Here is a 22,976-nt window from a genome sequence, read left to right on the forward strand (position 1 = left end):
AGATGCATATTGCTGTTGCAGGAAACATAGGCGCCGGAAAAACTACCTTAACCAAATTATTAGCCAAACATTTTAAATGGGAAGCCCAACTGGAAGATGTGGTAGACAACCCTTACCTGGATGATTTTTACAATCAAATGGAGCGTTGGAGCTTCAATTTGCAAGTTTACTTTTTGAACAGTCGCTTTAGGCAAGTACTCCAAATTAGAGAAAGTGGTAAAAGCATCATTCAAGACAGAACCATCTATGAGGATGCCTATATTTTTGCGCCCAACCTTCATGCCATGGGATTGATGACCAATAGAGATTTTGAAAACTACCATTCCCTATTTGATTTGATGGAAACGATGGTTCAAGGTCCCGATTTGCTGATCTATTTGAGAAGCACTATCCCCAATTTGGTGGCTCAAATTCATAAACGCGGTAGAGATTATGAAAATTCTATCAGCATTGATTATTTAAGTAGGCTCAATGAGCGTTATGAAGCCTGGATTCATAATTACAACAAGGGTAATCTACTGATTATTGATGTAGACAAGCTAGACTTTGTAGACAACCCAGAAGACTTAGGTAGCATCATCAATAGAATTGACGCCGAAATCAACGGATTATTCTAATCATTTCACAAACCCATTCTCCCTTGCGTGAAAAATAGCTTGTTCACTGTCCTTAACCAGCAGAACGGGCGTTTTGACATAATCCTTTATTAAGCTTTTTACGCGCTGTAATTTCTTTTCGTGTATTACAGATCGCAAATAAATGGCTAGGATTCTGTCTGGATGTGATTCAGCTATTTCAATATAAATATCGGGATCATGTTCGCCGCTATCCCCTATTAAGATAAATTTCAGATCGGGATAGGCTTTTAGAATATTGACAATCTCCTTCTGTTTGTGTGGTTTTTCATCCCGTTTTTTAAATCGGAACAATCTAGGGAATGTCCGCAAAACAATGGGGCCTTTTGGAAAATTGTTCTTCTTTAGAAAATACTCCAAATACCTGTATAAATTCCACGGACTGTGGCTTACATAAAAGATGGGATTACTTTTTTTTCCTGTAGTGCCGCGATGCAATAAATGATAAAACTCGGGAGCCCCCTTTAAAGGAATCCGATTCCCAGCATGCTTTAAAAATGTATTGTATAAAACACGCCACTTGAGTTTAGACGCCACTCCCGTATGAATGATGGTATCATCAATATCTGAAACAATCCCAAAATCGGAATCTAGATCCGGCACCAACAACTCACCTGGAAATCTGTTCTCAGATTGTATGGGATGCTTATGCTGAAAATCGCCGTAAGACACTTCAAATTTCAACCAACATTCCTCATTAGTATAGGCGGTTAAGCCATGAACCCTTTCGTCCAATAGAAAATAACCACCGTCATCTGTTAATACTTCATATACTTTCCCATTTGGCAAACGTATTTTTAACGGTGCTCTTTTAAGCTCATCTGTTTCAAAGCGCTTCCAAGAGTTGACCAACAACGTGAAAAAACTTTGATCTTCCAAGTCAATGGATTCGTCCTCAAGCGCCCTTCCCCGAGCATAAAAATGGGAATCTGTTCCATACGTTTGGAAAACAATAATCTGAAGGGGATCTTTTTTGAACCAAGTCATAATATAAAGTAATAAAAAAACCACATCAAATCAGATGTGGTTCTTATATATTTTAAACTAGGTTTAGTTCACTTCAGTTTCAATTTCAATATTGGAAGCTCCATCCTTCAAGGATTCCAACTTAGCTTGAACTTCTTCTTTTGTACCACTAATAACACGTTCGTCTACCACAACTTGCCCATTTTCAACGGTGGTAGTCTCAACAATAGCCCTGGCCAAATTATCATCCAAAACAGACATTTCAACTTTCACTTCTTTGGTTATTTGTGGCTTATCCATTTGGGCAACACCTTCTTCAGAATGTCCACCCAATATTGGAGCTATCACCAAACCTACCAAGCAAGTCAATTTAATCAAAATATTCATGGAAGGTCCAGAAGTATCTTTAAATGGGTCTCCCACAGTATCACCTGTTACAGCTGCTTTATGAGCATCACTTCCTTTGTATGTCATTTTCCCATCAATTTCTACCCCGGCCTCAAAGGATTTTTTAGCATTATCCCATGCACCTCCTGCATTATTTTGAAAGATGGCCCACATTACACCACTCACACAAACTCCTGCCATGTAACCTCCCAATGGTTCTGCACCAAAGACAAAGCCAACAATAATAGGTGTAATAATGGTAATTAACCCAGGTAAAATCATTTGTCTTAAAGCCGCTTTGGTTGAGATATCCACACATTTGGCATATTCTGGTTTTCCAGTCCCTTCCATAATCCCTGGAATCTCACGAAACTGTCTTCTCACCTCTTTTACCATTTCCATGGCCGCTTTCCCAACGGATTCCATAGCCAAAGCTGAAAATATAACGGGTATCATACCACCTACAAATAACATGGCCAATACATCCGCTTTAAAAATATTGATTCCTTCAATTCCAGTAAAGGTCACATAAGCCGCAAACAATGCCAAAGCCGTCAAAGCCGCTGAAGCGATAGCAAATCCTTTTCCAATGGCAGCTGTAGTATTTCCGACAGAATCCAAAATATCAGTACGTTCTCTTACTTCAGGATCCAACTCACTCATTTCTGCTACTCCACCGGCATTATCAGCGATAGGTCCAAAAGCGTCAATAGCCAATTGCATCGCTGTAGTAGCCATCATGGCTGAAGCTGCAATGGCAACTCCATAAAAACCAGCCAATTCATAAGAACCAAAAATTGCTGCAGCAAATAATATCACCGAAAAGAAAGTAGATTTCATCCCTATGGCAAGTCCGGCAATAATATTGGTTGCCGATCCTGTTGAACTATTCTGTACAATACTAAATACGGGTTTTTTACCCAGAGCGGTATAGTGTTCTGTAACTGTTGCTATCAAAGCACCCACACAAAGTCCGATTAGGGTCGCCCAAAACACATTCATAGAAGAAATTTGAACCGGATTGGCTTCCCCAAAGAACTTCATATCGATTACAGATGGCAGCATCCATTTAATCAGAAAATAACTAGAAATCAAGGTTAAAATAATTGCTGTCCAGTTCCCAACGTCCAATGCACGTTGTACTTGAGGCTCTTTAGCATCATTACTGGAAACTTTTACCAATAGGGTTCCTATAATAGAAGCAACGATTCCAACTCCAGCAATTACGATAGGCAACAAAATAGGCCCCATATTGCTAAAGTTATCTGCAAAAGGAACTCCTGAGATATCAGCAATATCCCGAATCATATAGTTTCCTAACACCATGGATGCTAAAACTGTTGCCACATAGGAACCAAACAAATCAGCACCCATACCAGCAACATCTCCCACATTATCACCCACATTATCTGCAATGGTTGCCGGGTTTCTTGGATCATCTTCCGGGATTCCAGCCTCTACTTTACCAACCAAATCCGCGCCAACATCAGCCGCTTTGGTATATATACCACCTCCAACACGGGCAAATAAGGCAATAGACTCAGCTCCAAGAGAGAAACCAGCCAAAGCTTCCAATGCAACGGTCATTTCTTCATAGAAAACACCTTCACCCGTTATAAACATTTTGACAAAAAGGAAAAAGAACAAGCTAAGACCTAATACAGCCAATCCAGCTACTCCCAATCCCATGACGGTTCCACCTCCAAAAGACACTTTTAATGCCTGTGGTAGACTCGTCTTAGCGGCTTCTGCTGTTCTAGCATTGGCCTCGGTAGCGACACGCATACCTATATTACCTGCCAAAGCAGAAAAAATAGCTCCAAAAATAAAAGCTACAATAATAATCCAGTGGGTTGTTGGAACAAAATACGAAATGGCAAACAAGGCAACCGAAGCAATCAACACAAAGACTGCCAATAATTTATATTCGGCATTTAAAAAGGCGAGAGCACCTTCCTTTATTGAAGTTGAAATCTCCTGCATCCTCTCATTTCCCGGCGCTTGCTTTTTCACCCATGCCATTTTTACAAACATGAAAAGCAGACCAAGAATTGCCAATGCCATTGGCACAAAAATCATATTCTTTTCCATAAAATTGAATTAAAATTAGTAATTGAAATATTGTTGGTTTAAATGTAGGAAAAACAATGATAATAAAAAACCCCTTAATAATATTAAGAGGTTTTTGAGAATTCGTTAATTTAAAATCTTTTAGATTGTGAAATCACCTGTTTCTTTATGGTCACTGTTCTCGTATCTTTCAGAACAATCGTGGTAAATATCCAAAGCTTCTTGGGCATTTCCCCATCCACCAACATCAACTTTCTTTTCTTCCAAATCTTTATAAACTTCAAAGAAGTGTTCGATTTCTTTCAAACGGTGTTGGTTCAATTCACTGATATCACTCTTGCTACTCCAGATAGGGTCTGAAACAGGAACACAAATCAATTTCTCATCTGGCCCTTTTTCATCTGTCATATGGAAAACTCCAATTGGTTTTACCTCCATCACGCACATTGGGAATGTTGGCTGATGCCCCATGATCAATACGTCTAATGGGTCTCCATCTAACGCTAACGTTTCAGGAATGAACCCATAATCTCCTGGGTACATCATTGAAGAAAACAACATACGATCAAATCTAATTTTCTTTAAATCAAAATCGTACTCGTATTTATTTCTACTACCTTTTGGAATTTCTATTAACACATCAAAGGTTAAATCTTTTTTAGCTGTCATTATTTTACTAATTATTGAATGTCGAATTTATAATAATACTGGGCATGCAAAGATATGGAAGCCAAACACTTTGAACAACAAAAAATCAAATACAGTTTGTTAATTAAATATAGTTTTCTTAATAAATCTTAAAATACTCCTAATTAATATTCCAATTCCATACGCTTATTGTACGAAGGAAATTTAGTACCTTAATTGCATCTTTAATTTTTCATCCTCATGAAACGTATCTTTCTTGTACTAAACTTATTAATCCTTCCATTTCTTATTAATGCACAAAAGCAACCATGGCAAGGAAAGTTTGAACCCATTGACAACCTTATCACACCTCCTAGCACCTACAGAACCGCTAGCGGTGCTCCCGGCAGAGATTACTGGCAACAACGCGCCGATTACAACATTAAAGCATCTCTTGACGAAAAAACGAAAGTCTTGTCCGGTGAAGAAACTATTACTTACTACAACAATTCCCCAGACGAATTGACCTATGTATGGATGCAACTTGAGCAGAATGTCAATAAAAAAGAAGGTGAAAGTTTTGGCGATGCTTTTGGTGGTGTTAGGGACTCCATTAGCAGTTTGAACATGCAATACTTAACCCGTGCCATTGAGTTCCCTGCGGGTCACACCATCAAATATGTAAAAAATGCCTCTGGCAAAGACCTTAAAACTTTAGTCAACCAGACTATGATGAAAGTGTTTTTGGATACACCTTTAAAATCTGGGGAAACCACCCAATTCCAAATATCTTGGTCCTACCCGATTACAGACCGAAGCATGTTTATGCTTTCCCGCGAAGGTTACGAATATTTCCCAAAAGATAACAACGCTGTATTTCTAATTGCCCACTGGTTTCCTAGGATGTGCGTATATAATGATACCGAAGGTTGGCAAAATAAACAATTTAGAAGACTGGGTGAATTTGCGCTAGAGTTTGGAAATTACAACGTTGAAATCACGGTTCCCGAAGATCATGTGGTCGCCTCGACCGGTTCCCTTCAAAATGAGGATCAAGTGCTTTCCAAGCAACAACGCAAACGTTTAGACGAGGCGAAAAAGTCTTTTGACGCGCCAGTCTTGATTATTACTCCAGAAGAGGCCTTAAAAAATGAACAGAGCAAATCCAGTAAGATGAAAACCTGGAAATTTAAGGCTGAAAATGTTCGGGATTTTGCTTGGGCCACCTCCAGAAAATTTATTTGGGATGCACAAGCGCATCAGTTTTCAGACCACGTCACCATGGCTATGTCTTTTTATCCCAATGAGGGACTTCCGGTATGGGAAGAAGAATCAACCAAAGCCGTAGTTGCTGCCTTGGAAGTGTATTCGGAAGCCACTTTTGAATACCCTTATCCAGTTGCCATTTCGGTAAACACTTCCAATATTGGTATGGAATTCCCCATGATTAGTTTTAATGGTGGCCGTCCAAAAAATGGAAAAATAAGCGATATGGCCAAAGCTGGAATGATTGGAACTATCATTCATGAAGTGGGTCACAATTGGTTCCCCATGATTGTAAGTTCAGATGAGCGCCAATGGATGTGGATGGATGAAGGTCTTAACACCTTTTTACACCAAAGAACAGTTGCTGAGAAATACCCGCAATTTAGCCATACCACTCCCAAATCCATCGTTCCCTTTATGAATGGGAACCAAGATATCATGAGACCCATCATGACCTCCTCAGACAATGAATTGCTGACACAGTTTGGAGCCAATTTTTATCAAAAACCAACAGTTGGATTGCAAATTTTAAGAAACTCAGTCATCGGAAAAGAACTCTTTGACCAAGCTTTTAAGGAGTATGCCAACCGATGGAAATACAAACATCCCAACCCAGCTGATTTGTTTAGAACCCTAGAAGATGCTACTGCCACCGATTTGGATTGGTTTTGGCGCGGATGGTTTTTTACTACCGACAAAACCGACATGGAATTAAGTCAGGTAAAATGGTTTAGAGTGGAAGAAAAAGACCAAAACATTGAAGACCAACAAAAAAAGACCAAGATACAGGTGGAAGGACAGGATACCAAAACGGTTGCTACCGATTTCTCTGGCGGACCTGAAATGATTACCATGACCGAAACACCAGATAACAATTACGGTGGTTTTTTATCCCGATTAGATGAAACTCAAATACGCAACAACCTATCTGGAAAAAACATTTATGAAGTAACCATTAAAAATGTGGGCGGACTCGTTATGCCAGTAACCATAGAATGGCAATATACTGATGGAAGCAGCGAAACAGACCGTTTGCCTGCTGAAGTATGGCGCTATAATGAATATGAGATTACCAAAACCTTTGTCAAAGATAAGGAAGTAAAACAGGTGATCTTGGATCCTAATTTTGAATTTGCCGATGTGGAAACGGCTAACAACAGCTTCCCTAAAACGGAAGAAGCTTCACAGTTTGACAAGTTTAAGGAGAAAAAGAATTAAAATTAAAGGCAAGGGCAAAAGCTCTTGCCTTTTTTGATTTTACTGTTTAATCAAATAATAATATCCTCCAGGAATGATTCCTTCTAGTGACCCAGGATCTTCTCCCATTTTGGTAATTGTCCCTCCTCTTTTAAAAATTTGAATTGCTTCTTGACCATTTACCTCAGCAGTCCTTAAGTAAAGATTGCTCGATGCTCCATTAGGTTCACTCATGATTAAACTCAGTCTAAAGATATCTGTAGTGAATGCTTCAAATGGACTATGTTGAGTAAAAGGTATGTGATTGCCCTCAATGCTATGTTTATAGGTGTCTGGCAACAGGCTAGTTAATTTATAAAGCGTATTTGCTAATTCTATACCATTCTCCTTATATGCAAATTCACCAATTAAAAGGTCTTCATAGTAATTACCATTATAAATCATCTCTTTTTTTTCAAATACTATTTTTAAATATTGAGAGCCATTATCTAACACCCATGTTCCTACAAATGGATTAAGCAGTTGGCTACCGTCTTTATAGTAGGCATTGTCTATACTTTCTTGCCAATCTTCTAGATTGATGATTGGGTTTTGCGACATACATTGAGTTCCCAATATTACTACACTAAATATTATAATTTGTTTTATGGCTTTCATAAGTTGTAAAAACGAGACTTTTTAGTATGTCCCTTTTGTTTTACTGTTTAATCATCTCATATTCACCGTAAGGCACCCTATGTTCATCTGGAGCACCTTCATAAGGTAGCATCGAGCTACTACTCTCAAAAATAGTAACCTTCATTTTCTCAGGATTAAAGGAGTTTGCATCATAACGTAACACCATTTTAGTTGCTAAATATTCCCTTTCGGGGTCATTAAAATAAAGCATCACCCTACGCTCATTAGACGAGCAATTATTACACTCCGGATAATTTTCATTAGTAAGAATATGGCCACCTCCTATATTTCTTATATCAAAATTATTTGGTGATTGGCTTAAACTGGGTAGTGTATTAATAATTTCAGTTCCATTTTGTGAATAATTATATTCTCCAAAAAGTTCATCAAAATAATATTCCGATCCATCATAAACCATTTCCTTCTTAAGCAACTTTATGGTAAAAGTTGTTCCTCCATTAATATAAACCCAGATGCCAACAAATTTATCAAATTCGTTATTTAGGTCTTTAAAATAAGTACCTTCACTTTTTCCTTGAATTTGAGAATCCCTTGAAACTATGGGAGTTTGCGCACTACATGAAGTTAAACCTATTATGCAGGTTATTAAGCATAGAATATTTTTCATCTTTTTAGAAACCAGACTTTTTAGTCTGGCCTTTGGTTTTACAGTTTTATAAAGACATAATTCCCATCTGGAATATCCAGTCTAACAGAGCCATCACCTAAAATGCTATAATCATAAATACAGGCTTCCAGTTTTTCTACGCCATTATTATTTAGGTAACGTAAAATCAATCGACCTTGGGCATATTCATCTGTTGGATGGTGTATTATTAATTCTATTTTAACCTCAGAGGGGTCACTGTTGTCCAGGCAATAATTGGGTAGTTGATGTACATAAATCCCACCACTAATTTTATGAGTATATCCGGAAATACCTAAATCGTCTAAATCTATTAAGGTATTTACTTTTTCTACTCCATTTTCAACATATTGGTACTCACCCACCAATAAATCTTCATAATTACTACCGCTATTTAATTGATAATGTATTTCCTTTTTTAACTTTAAAACTATAGAAGTATTACCACTTTGATGTTGCCAGGTTCCTTCAAAGTTATCAAATTCATTATCAACATCTTTCAAATAATAGGTTGGACTGTTTTCAAAATGTTCAACATTATCCAATGGAATTATTTGCGCACTACATGAAGTTAAACCTATTATGCATGTTATTAAGCATAGAATATTTTTCATCTTTTTAGAAACCAGACTTTTTAGTCTGGCCTTTGGTTTTACAGTTTTATAAAGACATAATTCCCATCTAGAATATCCAGTCTAACCGAGCCATCACCTAAAATGCTATAATCATAAATACAGGCTTCCAGTTTTTCTACACCATTATCATTTAGGTAACGTAAAATCAACCTACCTTGAGCATATTCATCTGTTGGATGGTGTATTATTAATTCTATTTTAACCTCAGAGGGGTCACTGTTGTCCAGGCAATAATTGGGTAGTTGATGTACAAATACACGACCATTTATTGAATGCTTATAACCCATTATTGCTGGGTCATCAAAATCTAAAAGTGTATTAACTTTTTCCTCACCATTTTCAACATATTGGTACTCACCAACTAAAAGGTCTACATACTTTTTATTATTTGAAATTTGATAATGTTCATTCTCTTTTAGCTTGAAGGTTATGTAAGAATTACCATTTTGGTATTGCCAGGTTCCTACAAATTTTTCAAATTCATTATTTACGTCCTTAATATAATAATCTTGATTATCCTCAAAATCAGCTCCACTACCAATGGGCACAATAATGGTTTGTGCTTTACATGATAAACAGATTAAGATTCCTAAGAACAGAAGCAATACTTTCATAAATAGATTATTCCTCCATTAAATTAAACATCTTTAGTGCTATTAAAAACAGTTCTTGAGGGAATGTGTTCTCTTAACTCGTAAACCATCTAGTTTAGCAAGTGAAAACTATTAGGGAACTTGGCTTTTGATCCAAATGTAAGAAAAACAACATGGAAGAAGTTACGGTTTTACCGTAATTATTTAGAAATAAAATACTTACTATTAAAGTAGCACCCCTTAAAAATTAAACCCAAAAGTACCGGTCACCCCAAAATCTCGAGCGTTGGGCGCATCTTTGTAATTTCCTCTAAAGTTAAAGTCGATACGAAATACCCTAAAAATGTTACCAACCCCAAAACTGTATTCATAATAAATCTTATCGGTTGGCGCTATCAACGGAATGCCGTTGGGCTCATTCAAGTAAATATTGGCATCTGATATGTCTCCCCAAGCGGCTCTAAACCCAACTATTTCACGTAGATTCAATTTTCTCAAAAACGGAATTCTGGAAAAAATGCGTCCATTAAAGTTGTGCTCAGCATGTAAAGACGCATAAGTATCCGTTACAAATTCGTAAAAGTCTAATTGGGAAAACGTATTATAGATAGAAAAATAGGATTGGTTTCCAGGAATAACACTCAACAATCCTAGAGGTACATCGCCAAACGTTTTTCCTGCTTCTAAAGTCGTATTTAACACACCTAGGCCACCAATTCGCCATGGTTGCATATAGGAAAATTGCAGCTTGGTATAGTCAAAATCACTATTGAGCAAACCTTTATCTCCTCTTGCCACCTGCACAAACAAGCGGGCGAAATAATCATTTACCACATAGCGTTCCACGCCGTAACCCGTCATTCGTCGGTTGGGGTAGTAAGACAAAGACACTGTACTTTCATATTGCTTGACCACATCATTCACCCCATTGGGTGCTTCTGGATCACGATAGGCCAAACTAAAGGTAGGTGAAGCCGATTCTAAAACCCGGTAGTTCCCCGTAATTCTGAATTCTAAGTTTTTTATAGGCTCAAAATCTACAGCCAATCCACCCAATTCTATTTTGGTCAATTTATCATTGGGACTGGTGGTTACCAAAGAGGAAGAAGCCAAACTTCGGCCCAATACGTCCTGTGAAGACGTAAGATTCACCCCTATTTGTTCGACATCCTTTCGGTACCCTCCTGAAATAATCAACCGGTTTTTTTTCTCAATCATGGCTTTGAGAGAAATCCCATATTTGAATTTTTGGTCCTTAAAGCCATAGGCCGCAAAACCTTCAATACGCCACGGATCATGAGGTGTGAAATAAGTTCTTCCCCCCGTACGTATTCTCATGCCTTCTACTTCATTAAACCCGAACGTTGAAAAAATTGGTCCGTAATCCATATTGATTTCATCCAATTCAATGTAGCCGGACGCCAATATTTCACCAATGCTGTAAAGCCGTTTAAACTTCTTGACAGTCCGCAAGGTATCCAACATGGTATAGATCCCTTTTTCATCCTTGTTCAATTCCTCTAAACGGTGCTTTTGCCAGAAGGTAGAATCTCTCTCAAAGGCTTGGTCATTGGGGTTATAAACTTCTTCTTTGTAAAAGGATTCGGGCCTTTTAAAATTAAACACATAGTTATCATACAAGGTGGTTCTTTTACCGTAAACCCCTCGTGCCTTTTCCTTTTTCTGAAACGAAAAATCAGACATGAAATAATCGCGCTTAATCAAAAACACCGAATCATTCAATACCTCAAAATCCTGCTCAATATAAATATCCTTGACCCAATTGATATTGGCACTTTTTGAGGCGTGCATGTTGATATTCTTAATGGCAAACGTGGTATCGTTTACCCAAAAATCTCCTTTAAAAGTCAGCTCATTCTTCCGTCTTGGATAATACACGATGTTATAGCACCATTTATTATCTACAAAAGCACTATCAATCAACACATAATTGTAGGTGTTGATTCCTGTCCTAGAAATAGGACTTACAAAACTCTTGTCAAAGAATTTAAGGTAATTGTCGTAAATGTTGTAATCGGAATACAGGTCATCTATAAAATCAATAACAATCTGGTTGTTATCAAATCCAGAGTTTTTATTCCCTTTAAGTTGTTCCTTTACCTTATTGGTAGTGTTATCTCCGTAAACCTTGCTAACAGCCTCGTTTATAAACATAGGGAGATAGGTCTTCCCAGTCACCGAAGATGTGTCTGTTTGTTCAAAAACAAATTCCATGCCTTTGAAAAGTTTACTTTTCATCAAGGCACTATCAATGGTGTTTAGGTCAAATTCAATCTTTTCATACTTATCGTATTCATATTGCTTGAATTGTTTGAGTCCATTGAAACGCTTTCTAGCCCAAATTTTCTTCAATATGGCAATGGCAGGATTCTCTTCTTCCTTTTTGGATTGCTTCCCTGTATATATGACGACCTCGTTAAGAGCTGCCGCCTCCTCAATTAAGGTAAACTTCAGATTGTAGTTGACTTTTTTTTCTAAAGGTAATTCGATGGTTTCATAGCCCACAAAGCTAACTACCAATGTTTCCCAGGTGTTATCGGATTGCAGATAAAACTTCCCATTCTCGTCGGTTATGGTTCCTTCTGATGACGATTTAAAGAACACATTGGCATAAGCAATGGGCTCATCTTTTTCATCCATAACATAACCGCTAACTTTAGATTGGGCAAATCCAAAAGTTATTCCAAGTAGGCATAAAAAAGCAAGTAGATTGTATTTCATGTATTTACAAAAAAAACTTCATCAACAAAAAATGCTAATGAAGTTTAAATAACGTAAAAAATATTGATATGTTACTTATACATCACCTTCTTTACGGCCTTAACCACATCGTTGCTGTTTGGCAACCATGCTTCCAATAGTACTGGCGAGTAAGGAGCTGGTGTATCTGCTGTGTTTAATTTAACGATTGGTGCATCCAAATAATCAAAGGCTTGTGATTGCACTTGATAGGTAATCTCTGTAGCTACGTTACCAAATGGCCAGGCCTCTTCCAAAATAACCAAACGGTTGGTTTTCTTAACAGAATTCAAAATGGTCTCATGGTCCATAGGGCGAACGGTTCTCAAGTCGATAATCTCACAAGAAATCCCTTCTTTTTCTAATTCTTCAGCTGCCTTGAAAGCCTCTTTGATAATCTTACCAAAAGATACGATGGTGACATCGGTTCCTTCACGCTTAATATCGGCAACACCAATTGGAATTAGGTATTCCCCTTCTGGCACTTCCCCTTTATCTCCATACATTTGCTCACTTTCCATAAAGATTACTGGATCATCATCACGAATGGCAGATTTCAATAATCCTTTAGCATCATATGGATTGGAAGGTACAATTACTTTTAATCCTGGCGTGTTCGCATACCAGCTTTCAAACGCTTGGGAGTGAGTTGCTGCTAATTGACCTGCAGAAGCCGTTGGACCACGGAATACAATTGGACATTTAAATTGGCCACCAGACATTTGACGGATTTTAGCCGCGTTGTTTATAATTTGATCAATTCCAACTAAAGAGAAGTTAAAGGTCATAAATTCGATTATCGGCCTACAACCAGTCATAGTCGACCCCACACCTACTCCAGCAAAACCTAACTCGGCAATTGGGGTATCAATAACACGCTTGGGACCAAATTCATCCAACATACCTTTGGAGGCCTTATAGGCTCCGTTATATTCTGCTACTTCCTCACCCATTAGGTAAATGCTTTCGTCACGACGCATTTCCTCGCTCATGGCTTCGCAGACAGCTTCTCTAAATTGAATTGTTTTCATTGATATCTTAACTTTAAAATCGGATAGCAAAAATAATAATAAATCAGAAAATAATAGGCTTAAAAAGGTGATTTGTTCCCTTATCAAGGCAATTCCGATCCTGAAAAATTAAAATGCACCAATACTTAGATTATTCCTAAAAAAACCCTTTTTCAATTCAGTATTCTGTTAAAAAAGGAAGGTTTTTTCTTAAAATCTCAAATTTTGCTATGCATGCATAGCAAATATTCAAATGAAATTATTTAACTTCGTGGCCACTTTAAAGTACAATCAAAACAATTAAACTGAAGATATGAAAATATTAGTATGTATTAGTCACGTTCCTGATACGACCTCTAAAATTAATTTTACGGATGGTGACACCAAGTTTGACACCAATGGGGTTCAATTTGTCATCAATCCAAATGATGAATTTGGTTTAACCAGAGCCATGTGGTTTAAAGAAAAACAAGGTGCTTCTGTTGACGTTGTTAATGTAGGAGGACCAGAAACCGAACCAACTTTAAGAAAAGCTTTGGCTATTGGTGCAGATACGGCTATTAGAGTTAACACAGAAGCTAAAGATGGCTTTCAAGTAGCCAAAAACCTAGCTCAAGTAGTTTCTAATGGCGGATATGATTTAGTCATTGCTGGCCGTGAATCCATTGATTACAATGGAGGGATGGTTCCAGGTATGTTAGCTGCGCTTTTAGATGCCAATTTTGTAAACAATTGTATCAGTTTAGAGATAGATGGAAATGCGGTTAAAGCCGTAAGAGAAATTGACGGTGGAAAAGAATCTGTTAGTACCACTTTACCTTTGGTTATTGGAGGCCAAAAAGGATTGGTAGAAGAAAGTGATTTAAGAATTCCTAATATGAGAGGAATCATGACAGCACGTTCCAAACCATTGAGCGTAGTTGATGCCGTAGATGCTTCAGCTGAAACTGCTTCAGTTTCATTTGAAAAACCAGCTCCTAAAGGACAAGTGAAACTTGTTTCTGCAGATAATGTAGGGGAATTGGTTGAATTACTTCACAACGACGCTAAAGTTATTTAATAACCCAAAAAGAAAAATTCAAAACATGTCAGTTTTAGTATATACCGAATCAGATAAAGGAACCTTTAAGAAAACAGCATTGGAAGTTGCTTCTTATGCCAAAACAGTTGCAGACCAGTTAGGCACTACCGTAACTGCTGTTACCATCAATGCAGATGACACCACTGTTTTAGGAAACTATGGTGTGGATAAGGTTTTACAAGTAACAAATAATTCCCTTGATACATTTAATGCCAAAGCTTATGCTAGTGTCATTGCCCAGGCTGCTGAAAATGAAAACGCCAAAGTAGTGATTGTAAGTTCAAGTGCCGATAGTAAATATTTGGCTCCCATTTTATCCATCAACTTGAATGCGGGTTATGTGCCAAATGTTGTAGCTGCCCCTTCAAGCACAGAACCCTTTACCGTTAAAAGAAACACCTTTACAAACAAAGCATTTGCTAATACGGCTATTGAAACGGAAGTCAAATTGATAGGACTTTCAAAAAATGCCTTTGGTTTAAAAGAAAATTCAGCCAGCGCTACAACCGAAGCGTTTTCTCCGTCTATTCCTGAATTAGGAATCACCGTAGAATCTGTTGATAAAGTAACTGGCAAAGTAACGATTGCCGATGCTGAAATCGTTGTCTCTGGTGGGCGCGGTCTTAAAGGACCTGAGAACTGGGGTATGATTGAAGAACTAGCCGATGTTTTAGGTGCGGCAACTGCCTGTTCCAAGCCCGTTAGTGATTTAGGATGGAGACCACATAGCGAACACGTTGGACAAACCGGAAAACCCGTTGCTGCCAATCTTTACATTGCCGTTGGTATTTCAGGAGCTATTCAGCACTTAGCAGGAATTAATGCCTCTAAAGTGAAGGTGGTTATCAATACAGATCCAGAAGCTCCTTTCTTTAAAGCAGCAGACTATGGGATTGTAGGGGATGCCTTTGAAGTGGTTCCTCAATTAATAGAGAAATTAAAGGAGTTTAAAGCTCAGCAATAAAATATTTTTATTAAATTGTAAAGTCTAAAAGGACTGTTTGAATTTGGTCTAAAATCGAAATCTATTCTTTTGGTTTGGTAAAGTCCTAATTTAAACAGTTCTTTGTGTTTTTGAATGATTTATGAGTTTAGTTAGACTTAACATTAAAGGAATTTCTTACAGCCAGACTCAAAATGGCGCTTACGCACTGATATTAAACGAAGTAGACGGCGATAGAAAGTTACCCATAGTAATTGGGGCTTTTGAGGCTCAATCCATTGCCATTGCCCTAGAAAAAGAAATTCGTCCGCCTAGACCTTTAACTCATGATCTTTTTAAGAATTTTGCTGACCGATTTGATGTGGTAGTCAAACAGGTAATCATTCACAAATTGGTTGATGGTGTTTTCTATTCCAGTCTTATTTGTGAGCGTGATGGCATTGAAGAAATCATCGATGCCAGAACTAGTGATGCTATTGCTTTAGCCTTAAGGTTTGATGCCCCAATCTTCACGTACAAAAATATTTTGGACAAAGCAGGGATCTATCTAAAAATCAATCCAGACTCTCCAGATGAATCTGAAGACAGCGTATTGGTAGACGACATGATTGCCGAAGAAATTGAATCAGATTCACAAACCAACTACAAAAACAAATCCCTAACAGAACTCCACACCTTGTTGGACGAGGCTGTAGCCAATGAAGATTATGAAAAGGCAGCCAAAATAAGGGATGAAATTTCCAAAAGAAACTAAACCACACTACATATGAAGAAACTTTTTGTTCTGTTATTGGTTCTTTTTACAACCGTTGCGTTTTCACAAGATTCTACCACGACCATTGAAAGTATCACCCAGCAGACAACTAGTAACCCCATCATAAGTAGTGCGGGATTTTCCATAAACAGTCTTTTAAGAGGCGCCTTAGGAATGGTGGTTCTTCTAGCCATTGCCTTTCTATTAAGTAAAAACAGAAAAGCTATCAATTGGCGAACTGTAGGCTTTGGACTTTTGGCGCAATTGCTGTTAGCCATTGGCGTTTTAAAAATACCCTTTGTACAATCTGTTTTTGAATGGGTTGGTGGTCTTTTTGTTGCTATTTTAGATTTCACGCTCGCAGGAACTGAATTCCTGTTCAAATCATTTATCACCAATAAAATTGAAGATTCCTTAACCACCTTTGCCGTTTCTATATTACCTACAATTATCTTTTTCTCGGCCCTAACCTCGGTGTTGTTTTATTTGGGCATCATTCAAAAGGTTGTGAAAGGTTTGGCTTGGTTACTCACCAAGGTACTACAAATATCAGGAGCTGAAAGTTTAAGTGTCGCCGGAAATATTTTCTTGGGACAAACAGAATCGCCACTGATGATCAAGGCTTATTTGGAGAAAATGACACGTTCTGAAATATTATTGGTTATGATAGGTGGGATGGCTACCGTAGCCGGTGGTGTTTTAGCTGCCTACATTAGATTCCTTGGAGCTGGTGACCCTGCTATGGAGCTGTTTTATGCGAAACATTTATTAGCCGCGTCCGTCATGGCTGCACCAGGAGCTGTAGTCATTTCAAAAATACTATATCCACAAACCGAAGCTATTGATTCAGAAATCAATGTGACTCACGATCAAATAGGCTCCAATATTTTAGATGCCATTGCCAATGGTACTTCCGAAGGACTCAAATTGGCAGTTAATGTTGGGGCGATGTTATTGGTTTTCTTAGCCTTTATAGCCATGATCAATGGTATTTTAGGTTGGTTTGGAGATGTCACTACCTTAAATACCTTGGTAGCTGATAATACCATCTATGAAAAATTATCCCTTGAATTCCTTCTCGGTTACCTATTGGCGCCCATTATGTGGTTGATTGGGGTAGCACAAGAAGATATGGCTCTTATGGGACAACTTCTGGGGATTAAATTGGTTGCCAGCGAATTTGTTGGCTATATCCAACTGGCAGAATTGAAGGACATCGGGAATTTGCTTCATTTAAAATATGAGAAATCGGTCATCATGGCCACCTACATGCTTTGTGGCTTTGCCAATTTTGCATCCATCGGAATCCAAATTGGGGGTATTGGATCTTTAGCTCCAGGGAAAAGGAAAACCTTATCTGAATTCGGAATTAAAGCCCTAATTGGAGGAACAGTAGCCTCACTCCTTTCAGCTACTATTGCTGGAATGATTATCGGATAATTTCGTTAATAACTTTTCATATCTAATTAGAAATATGCGATGTTTCTACTTGGTCTTTTTTCTATTTTTATCCAGATAGAATTGAGAGACTTATGAAGCAATATTTAGACCTCGTCAAACATGTTTTAGAAAACGGGAACGAAAAGGGAGACCGCACAGGTACTGGCACCAAAAGTGTTTTTGGATATCAAATGCGGTTTGATTTGAATGAAGGGTTCCCCATGGTGACCACCAAAAAACTGCATTTAAAATCCATCATATATGAATTGTTATGGTTTTTAAAAGGCGACACAAATATTCAATACCTTACAGAAAATGGTGTACGAATTTGGAACGAATGGGCTGATGACAATGGTGATTTGGGTCCCGTTTACGGACATCAATGGCGTAATTGGAACAGTGATGAAATTGACCAAATCAAAGAAGTCATCGAGACTCTAAAGACTAATCCAAACAGTCGACGTATGTTGGTTTCGGCATGGAATCCTTCTGTACTGCCAGACACCTCTAAAAGTTTCGCTGAAAATGTGGCTAACGGAAAGGCAGCCTTACCTCCGTGTCATGCCTTTTTTCAATTCTATGTAGCAGACGGCAAATTATCTTGTCAGTTATACCAACGAAGTGCAGACATCTTTCTAGGAGTTCCTTTTAATATAGCATCTTATGCCTTGTTTACATTGATGATGGCACAAGTTTGCGGATACCAACCAGGAGAATTCATTCATACCTTTGGTGATGCTCATATTTATAGCAATCATTACGAACAATTGGAGCTTCAATTATCAAGAGACCCTAGACCATTGCCAAAAATGATTTTAAACCCAGAAATCACAGATATTTTTGATTTCACTTTTGAAGACTTTACCCTAGTGGATTATGATCCACACCCACATATTAAAGGTGTTGTAGCAGTGTAATGCTAACTATTTCCTTCAACAAAAAAAGGGAACAAAAAGAAACAAAAAACGCTCCCAAAACCAATTGAGAGCGTTTTTTCACACAAACTAATTTAACTAATTATAAATTTAAAACACTATTATCAGATCCTGCATAGTCACTCCATGCATAAGCATCCGCTTGATCATCATTCAACCAAGCTTCGCCATCGACAACATATTTAAATTCGTACGTTTTTTCGGTTTCCAAGTCAACGGTTCCTTTAAAAGTCCCGTTTTTTAACTTCTTAAGTTTTACAGCTTTCTTCTCCTTCCAATCGTTAAAAGTTCCTAGAACTTCCACCTTTTTAGCCTCCTCTGCAGGTACTGAAAAAGTTACCTTACAAAGAGGCTTGCTTTTTAAGTATTGTTTTTTAATAGCCATAATTCAAGTGTTTTTCTGGGTCAAAAGAAGCAAATCTATTTTAGGTATGCAACTCCTTTAGGTTGTTTACAGAAAGAATTGTTGTTTTGGCAAAATTTAGCTAACATTAGCATAAACTCCAAAAAAAAACAAGCTTGAAATTACGAGATTGACAACGGCATAAATTCATGTTTACGAGCTGATTTTCAACGATATCGATTTCGTTTTTCACCCCTTTTAGTCAAATTCCATTTACGATAACATTTTCGTAAAAAATGCCGTAAATTTACCCATAGCAAATCAATCATAATGTTCGGAAAAAAGAAAGAAATACCTCAAGTAGATCAAGAACAATTAGCGTTTTTTAAGCATGCCCAAAAACGCATCAAACAGAAAAAAAGATTATACTCCCATTTTATTTTATTCCTTATAGGCGCTATCCTATTAATTGTAGCCAACCTGGTATTGAAAATAGGTGAGAACTTTAAAATTCTCGGTATTGATTGGTTTGTATTTGCCGTTGTTCTTTGGTTTGTCTTATTTCTATATCACTTTATCAACGTATTTGTAACAAACAAGTTTTTGGGAGAGTCATGGGAAAAATCACAGTTAGAAAGATTGGTTTCCCAACAACAAGAACGTATTGAAACTATCAAAGCCAAACTTTACGACGAAGAATTAGCTATAGCCAAAAAGGAAATTCAAGAAGAAACAGAAAAAAACAGGAAATCTGAAAAGCGTTCTAATTTGACCATTATCGCTGCCGCCGGAGAAGATCATGCTTTGGGCAAGGACAACGATTTGATTTGGCATTTAAGTGACGATCTTAAGCGATTTAAAAACCTCACCAATGGTCATCACATCATCATGGGGCGCAAAACATTTGAAAGTTTCCCAAAACCTTTACCCAACCGAACACACATTGTCATTACAAGACAACAGAATTATACCGTCCCATCTGGCGTTATTGTTGTTCATAATTTAAAAGATGCTCTTGATGCTTCTAAAAACGATACCCAACCCTTTATCATTGGTGGAGGTGAAATTTATCGTCAAGCAATGCCATTAGCAGATAAAATTGAGCTAACAAGAGTACACGGTACTTTTGAAAATGCAGACACACATTTCCCTGAAATTAACGAATCCCAATGGCAAGAAACTGCTCGCAGTTATCATAACAAGGACGCGAATCATCCCTACGATTTTTCTTTTATTACTTATGTAAAAAAATAATCAATTGAAGCCTGTTTTCAGAATCATTTTCCTATTTATTTGTTTCCAAATTTCCGGACAAACCTCAGGAAAAATTGGCATAGAAAACGGGCAACTATTTTTTAAGACTTTTGGTAAAGGGACACCGGTTTTGATTATTAATGGAGGTCCGGGAATGAATAGCCAAGGCTTTGAATCATTAGCCAAAAGATTGGCAGAAACCAATCAGACCATCATATATGACCAAAGAGGAACTGGCCAATCCCAACTGCAGGACATATCATCAAAAACAATAACAATGACATTGATGGTAGACGATATTGAAGCCCTCAGAAAACACTTGAAAATTGAATCATGGGTTGTGCTAGGGCATTCTTTTGGCGGTATGCTAGCTTCCTGTTATGCTACATTATTCCCAGATCGAATTCAAGGCTTAATACTTTCCTCCTCTGGCGGATTGGATTTATCACTTTTGGATAACTTAGACATTAGATCCCATCTATCTTCCATTCAAAGAGATTCACTTAATTATTGGAATCAAAGAATCTCACAAGGCGACACTAGCTATCAAGCCAGATTAGGCAGAGGAAGGAATCTTGCTCCAGCGTATTTATACAACAAAGAATTCATTGGCCAAATAGCTCATAGATTAACCCAAAGTAACATGCAAATAAATAGTCTTCTGTGGCGTGATATGCGAGCCATTTCCTTTGATTGTAAACCTGATTTGAAGTCCTTTAAAAAACCTGTGCTCCTCATACAAGGAAAGCAAGACATTTTGGATCCCTCCATTGCTGAGGAAGCTCATCAAATATTCAACAACTCAGAACTAGTTTACATAGCTCATTGTGCCCATTACGGTTGGTTGGAGCAACCCAATATCTATTTTGGCGCACTTGACAGATTTCTCAAACGGTTTAATAACTGATATTATTCCCTTACACTTATTCACTTATATAGAATTCACTATTTTTGCACCAATTAAATATAAAGAGAATGAACGCATACATTTTCCCTGGACAAGGGGCGCAATTTTCTGGAATGGGATTAGACCTATATGAAAACTCCCCTCTAGCACAAGAATTATTTGAAAAGGCAAACGATATTTTAGGATTTGTCATTACTGATATTATGTTTGAAGGTTCTGCTGAAGACCTAAAACAAACCAAGGTAACTCAACCCGCCATCTTTTTACATTCTGTTATTTTGGCAAAAACCCTTGGAGAAAGTTTTAAACCCGATATGGTTGCAGGCCATTCCTTGGGTGAATTTTCTGCTTTGGTTGCCAATGGCACCTTAACTTTTGAAGACGGACTTAAATTAGTTTCTCAAAGAGCTCTGGCAATGCAAAAGGCTTGTGAAATGAATCCAAGCACGATGGCAGCCGTTTTAGGACTGGAAGATAAGTTGGTAGAAGATATTTGCTCTCAAACCGAAGGTATTGTTGTAGCGGCAAACTATAATTGTCCTGGGCAATTAGTGATTTCAGGGGAAGTAGAAGCCATAAATAAAGCCTGTGAGTCCTTGAAAGAAGCAGGTGCAAGAAGAGCCTTAGTGCTTCCAGTTGGTGGTGCTTTCCATTCTCCTCTTATGGAACCTGCAAGAGAAGAATTAGCTGCAGCAATAGAAAATACCCAATTCAACACACCGTCTTGTCCTATTTATCAAAATGTCACAACTTTTGCTGTGACTAATGAAAATGATATCAAGGCTAACTTAATCTCTCAATTAACTGCTCCTGTAAAATGGACACAATCTGTTCAGAACATGATCTCAGATGGTGCTACCTTATTTACAGAAGTGGGACCTGGAAATGTATTGCAAGGGTTAGTTAAAAAAATTAATAGAGAAGCCCAAACAGCTTCTGCAACCTTTGAAACCAACCTTTAATGAAGTTCACTAGAAATGCAGGTATCATTCTATTGGTGATTTTCAATATTGCCTTAGATCAAATTTCGAAATTTATAGTGAGAGCTAAGGTAGATCCTTACAGTGAAACTCCAATTATTGGAGATTATTTCACGTTGCATAATGTAGAAAATAAAGGCGCTTTCTTGGGTATGGGAAGTGAACTGAATGACACCTTGCGCCTGATTCTATTACTTATATTACCTCTAGCCGTTTTGGGATATGTGATGTACTACATTATAAAAAACAAAAACTTGGACAAAGCCTCAGTCATTGGGTTTTCATGTATTGTAGGTGGTGGTATTGCCAATGTCTATGACAGAGTTATGTATGGCTCGGTAACCGACTTTTTTCATATAGATTTGGGAGGCGTCTTTAGAACCGGTATTTTTAATGTTGCAGACATGTCGGTCATGTTGGGCCTCGGTCTGTTGCTTTACAGTAGTTTTAAAAACAAAAAAGCCTCTAATTAAAAGAGGCTTTTTTGTTACTTCAATATTTTTCTATTTATCTCGCCAAATTGCACTGTTCACAATCCTTAATTTTCCCGTAATAGGTTTCTCGGTACTTGTGAATCGTTTTAAACGGAATATTCAAAAATTGCTTTTTAATATACGTTACTTTGGTTGATAGGGCGCCCATTTTTGGGGTATGCCTTTGCTCGTCTTTGGTTTCTCTTTTTATTGTTATCAGTCTCATAATTTCCTTTGCATTATCATACAAAGAAACAAATCATTTAAACCAATCCCAAAAACAAAGCCTTAAAACCTTGTTAATCAAAAAGATATTAAAATATCCACAATCGAACAAGTTATCGACTTAGGATTCCTTAACCAAACGACACTATCATTGCCAATTTGATATTGTTG

At 37.6% G+C, this 22,976-nt stretch carries 22 protein-coding genes; 11 read left to right on the forward strand and 11 right to left on the reverse strand.

Annotated elements, in window-relative coordinates; all coding sequences use genetic code 11:
- Window positions 1–2 precede the first annotated feature (2 nt).
- Complete coding sequence (locus LOK78_RS07555) at window positions 3–617, forward strand: deoxynucleoside kinase (RefSeq protein WP_053969777.1); 615 nt, start codon at window positions 3–5, stop codon at window positions 615–617.
- Here LOK78_RS07555 and LOK78_RS07560 read toward each other — a convergent pair whose 3' ends face one another.
- From LOK78_RS07560 to LOK78_RS07570, 3 genes are all read right to left on the reverse strand, one after another.
- A complete protein-coding gene (locus LOK78_RS07560) occupies window positions 618–1,622 on the reverse strand; it encodes an App1 family protein phosphatidate phosphatase (RefSeq protein ID WP_232634509.1) in 1,005 nt (334 codons plus the stop codon).
- A 63-nt stretch (window positions 1,623–1,685) separates the two neighbouring features.
- Window positions 1,686–4,079, reverse strand: coding sequence for a sodium-translocating pyrophosphatase (locus LOK78_RS07565; protein WP_166962234.1), 2,394 nt, complete (start codon window positions 4,077–4,079; stop codon window positions 1,686–1,688).
- 120 nt (window positions 4,080–4,199) lie between these two features.
- Window positions 4,200–4,727 (reverse strand): inorganic diphosphatase, encoded by a 528-nt coding sequence (locus LOK78_RS07570; protein ID WP_053969780.1) that lies wholly within the window; start codon window positions 4,725–4,727, stop codon window positions 4,200–4,202.
- A gap of 219 nt (window positions 4,728–4,946) precedes the next feature.
- Here LOK78_RS07570 and LOK78_RS07575 point away from each other — a divergent pair, with 219 nt between their 5' ends.
- Window positions 4,947–7,169, forward strand: a complete 2,223-nt coding sequence (locus tag LOK78_RS07575; RefSeq protein WP_232395750.1) for a M1 family metallopeptidase — start codon at window positions 4,947–4,949, stop codon at window positions 7,167–7,169.
- Window positions 7,170–7,208: 39 nt separating this feature from the next.
- Here the strand turns inward: LOK78_RS07575 and LOK78_RS07580 are convergent, their stop codons facing one another.
- The 6 genes from LOK78_RS07580 to LOK78_RS07605 all read right to left on the reverse strand — a co-directional run bounded on the left by LOK78_RS07580 (window position 7,209) and on the right by LOK78_RS07605 (window position 13,521).
- Entirely contained in the window at window positions 7,209–7,805 is a 597-nt protein-coding gene (locus LOK78_RS07580; protein ID WP_336245962.1) for a DUF6705 family protein, read from the reverse strand.
- Window positions 7,806–7,845: 40 nt separating this feature from the next.
- On the reverse strand, window positions 7,846–8,454 hold the full coding sequence (locus LOK78_RS07585; RefSeq protein ID WP_232395748.1) for a DUF6705 family protein: 609 nt from the start codon (window positions 8,452–8,454) through the stop codon (window positions 7,846–7,848).
- Between the two features lie 38 nt (window positions 8,455–8,492).
- Window positions 8,493–9,086, reverse strand: a complete 594-nt coding sequence (locus tag LOK78_RS07590) for a DUF6705 family protein (RefSeq protein WP_232395747.1) — start codon at window positions 9,084–9,086, stop codon at window positions 8,493–8,495.
- A gap of 38 nt (window positions 9,087–9,124) precedes the next feature.
- The gene (locus LOK78_RS07595; RefSeq protein ID WP_232395746.1) at window positions 9,125–9,721 is read right to left on the reverse strand and encodes a DUF6705 family protein; all 597 of its coding nucleotides are present in this window, start codon (window positions 9,719–9,721) and stop codon (window positions 9,125–9,127) included.
- 219 nt (window positions 9,722–9,940) lie between these two features.
- Window positions 9,941–12,442: a DUF5686 and carboxypeptidase-like regulatory domain-containing protein gene (locus LOK78_RS07600; protein WP_166962220.1), complete on the reverse strand. Its 2,502-nt coding sequence runs from the start codon at window positions 12,440–12,442 to the stop codon at window positions 9,941–9,943.
- Between the two features lie 71 nt (window positions 12,443–12,513).
- A complete protein-coding gene (locus LOK78_RS07605; RefSeq protein ID WP_255349982.1) occupies window positions 12,514–13,521 on the reverse strand; it encodes a pyruvate dehydrogenase complex E1 component subunit beta in 1,008 nt (335 codons plus the stop codon).
- Between the two features lie 262 nt (window positions 13,522–13,783).
- Here LOK78_RS07605 and LOK78_RS07610 point away from each other — a divergent pair, with 262 nt between their 5' ends.
- The 5 genes from LOK78_RS07610 (at window position 13,784) to LOK78_RS07630 (ending at window position 18,605) form a co-directional block, all read left to right on the forward strand.
- Window positions 13,784–14,530 (forward strand): electron transfer flavoprotein subunit beta/FixA family protein, encoded by a 747-nt coding sequence (locus tag LOK78_RS07610; protein WP_053969787.1) that lies wholly within the window; start codon window positions 13,784–13,786, stop codon window positions 14,528–14,530.
- 25 nt (window positions 14,531–14,555) lie between these two features.
- Window positions 14,556–15,515, forward strand: coding sequence for an electron transfer flavoprotein subunit alpha/FixB family protein (locus tag LOK78_RS07615; protein ID WP_232395745.1), 960 nt, complete (start codon window positions 14,556–14,558; stop codon window positions 15,513–15,515).
- Between the two features lie 121 nt (window positions 15,516–15,636).
- Window positions 15,637–16,248, forward strand: coding sequence for a bifunctional nuclease family protein (locus LOK78_RS07620; protein WP_053969789.1), 612 nt, complete (start codon window positions 15,637–15,639; stop codon window positions 16,246–16,248).
- 12 nt (window positions 16,249–16,260) lie between these two features.
- Window positions 16,261–17,688, forward strand: coding sequence for a NupC/NupG family nucleoside CNT transporter (locus tag LOK78_RS07625; protein WP_053969790.1), 1,428 nt, complete (start codon window positions 16,261–16,263; stop codon window positions 17,686–17,688).
- Between the two features lie 92 nt (window positions 17,689–17,780).
- Complete coding sequence (locus tag LOK78_RS07630) at window positions 17,781–18,605, forward strand: thymidylate synthase (protein ID WP_166962211.1); 825 nt, start codon at window positions 17,781–17,783, stop codon at window positions 18,603–18,605.
- Between the two features lie 100 nt (window positions 18,606–18,705).
- On the opposite strand, the gene LOK78_RS07635 is transcribed toward LOK78_RS07630, so the two are convergent.
- Entirely contained in the window at window positions 18,706–19,008 is a 303-nt protein-coding gene (locus LOK78_RS07635) for an isoamylase early set domain-containing protein (RefSeq protein WP_166962204.1), read from the reverse strand.
- Window positions 19,009–19,296: 288 nt separating this feature from the next.
- Here LOK78_RS07635 and LOK78_RS07640 point away from each other — a divergent pair, with 288 nt between their 5' ends.
- The 4 genes from LOK78_RS07640 (at window position 19,297) to lspA (ending at window position 22,580) form a co-directional block, all read left to right on the forward strand.
- Entirely contained in the window at window positions 19,297–20,220 is a 924-nt protein-coding gene (locus LOK78_RS07640; protein ID WP_232395744.1) for a dihydrofolate reductase, read from the forward strand.
- 4 nt (window positions 20,221–20,224) lie between these two features.
- On the forward strand, window positions 20,225–21,127 hold the full coding sequence (locus LOK78_RS07645) for an alpha/beta fold hydrolase (protein WP_232395743.1): 903 nt from the start codon (window positions 20,225–20,227) through the stop codon (window positions 21,125–21,127).
- 68 nt (window positions 21,128–21,195) lie between these two features.
- Window positions 21,196–22,089 carry an ACP S-malonyltransferase gene (gene fabD, locus LOK78_RS07650; protein ID WP_232395742.1) on the forward strand — a complete coding sequence of 298 codons (894 nt, stop codon included), beginning with the start codon at window positions 21,196–21,198 and terminating at the stop codon, window positions 22,087–22,089.
- Complete coding sequence (gene lspA / locus LOK78_RS07655; RefSeq protein ID WP_232395741.1) at window positions 22,089–22,580, forward strand: signal peptidase II; 492 nt, start codon at window positions 22,089–22,091, stop codon at window positions 22,578–22,580. Before fabD ends, lspA begins: the two co-directional genes overlap by 1 nt.
- A gap of 34 nt (window positions 22,581–22,614) precedes the next feature.
- Here lspA and LOK78_RS07660 read toward each other — a convergent pair whose 3' ends face one another.
- Entirely contained in the window at window positions 22,615–22,806 is a 192-nt protein-coding gene (locus LOK78_RS07660) for a hypothetical protein (RefSeq protein WP_166962192.1), read from the reverse strand.
- Window positions 22,807–22,976: the final 170 nt, after the last annotated feature.

It is taken from the genome of Mangrovimonas futianensis (assembly GCF_021245805.1).
GTDB classification, from domain to species: Bacteria; Bacteroidota; Bacteroidia; order Flavobacteriales; family Flavobacteriaceae; genus Mangrovimonas; species Mangrovimonas futianensis.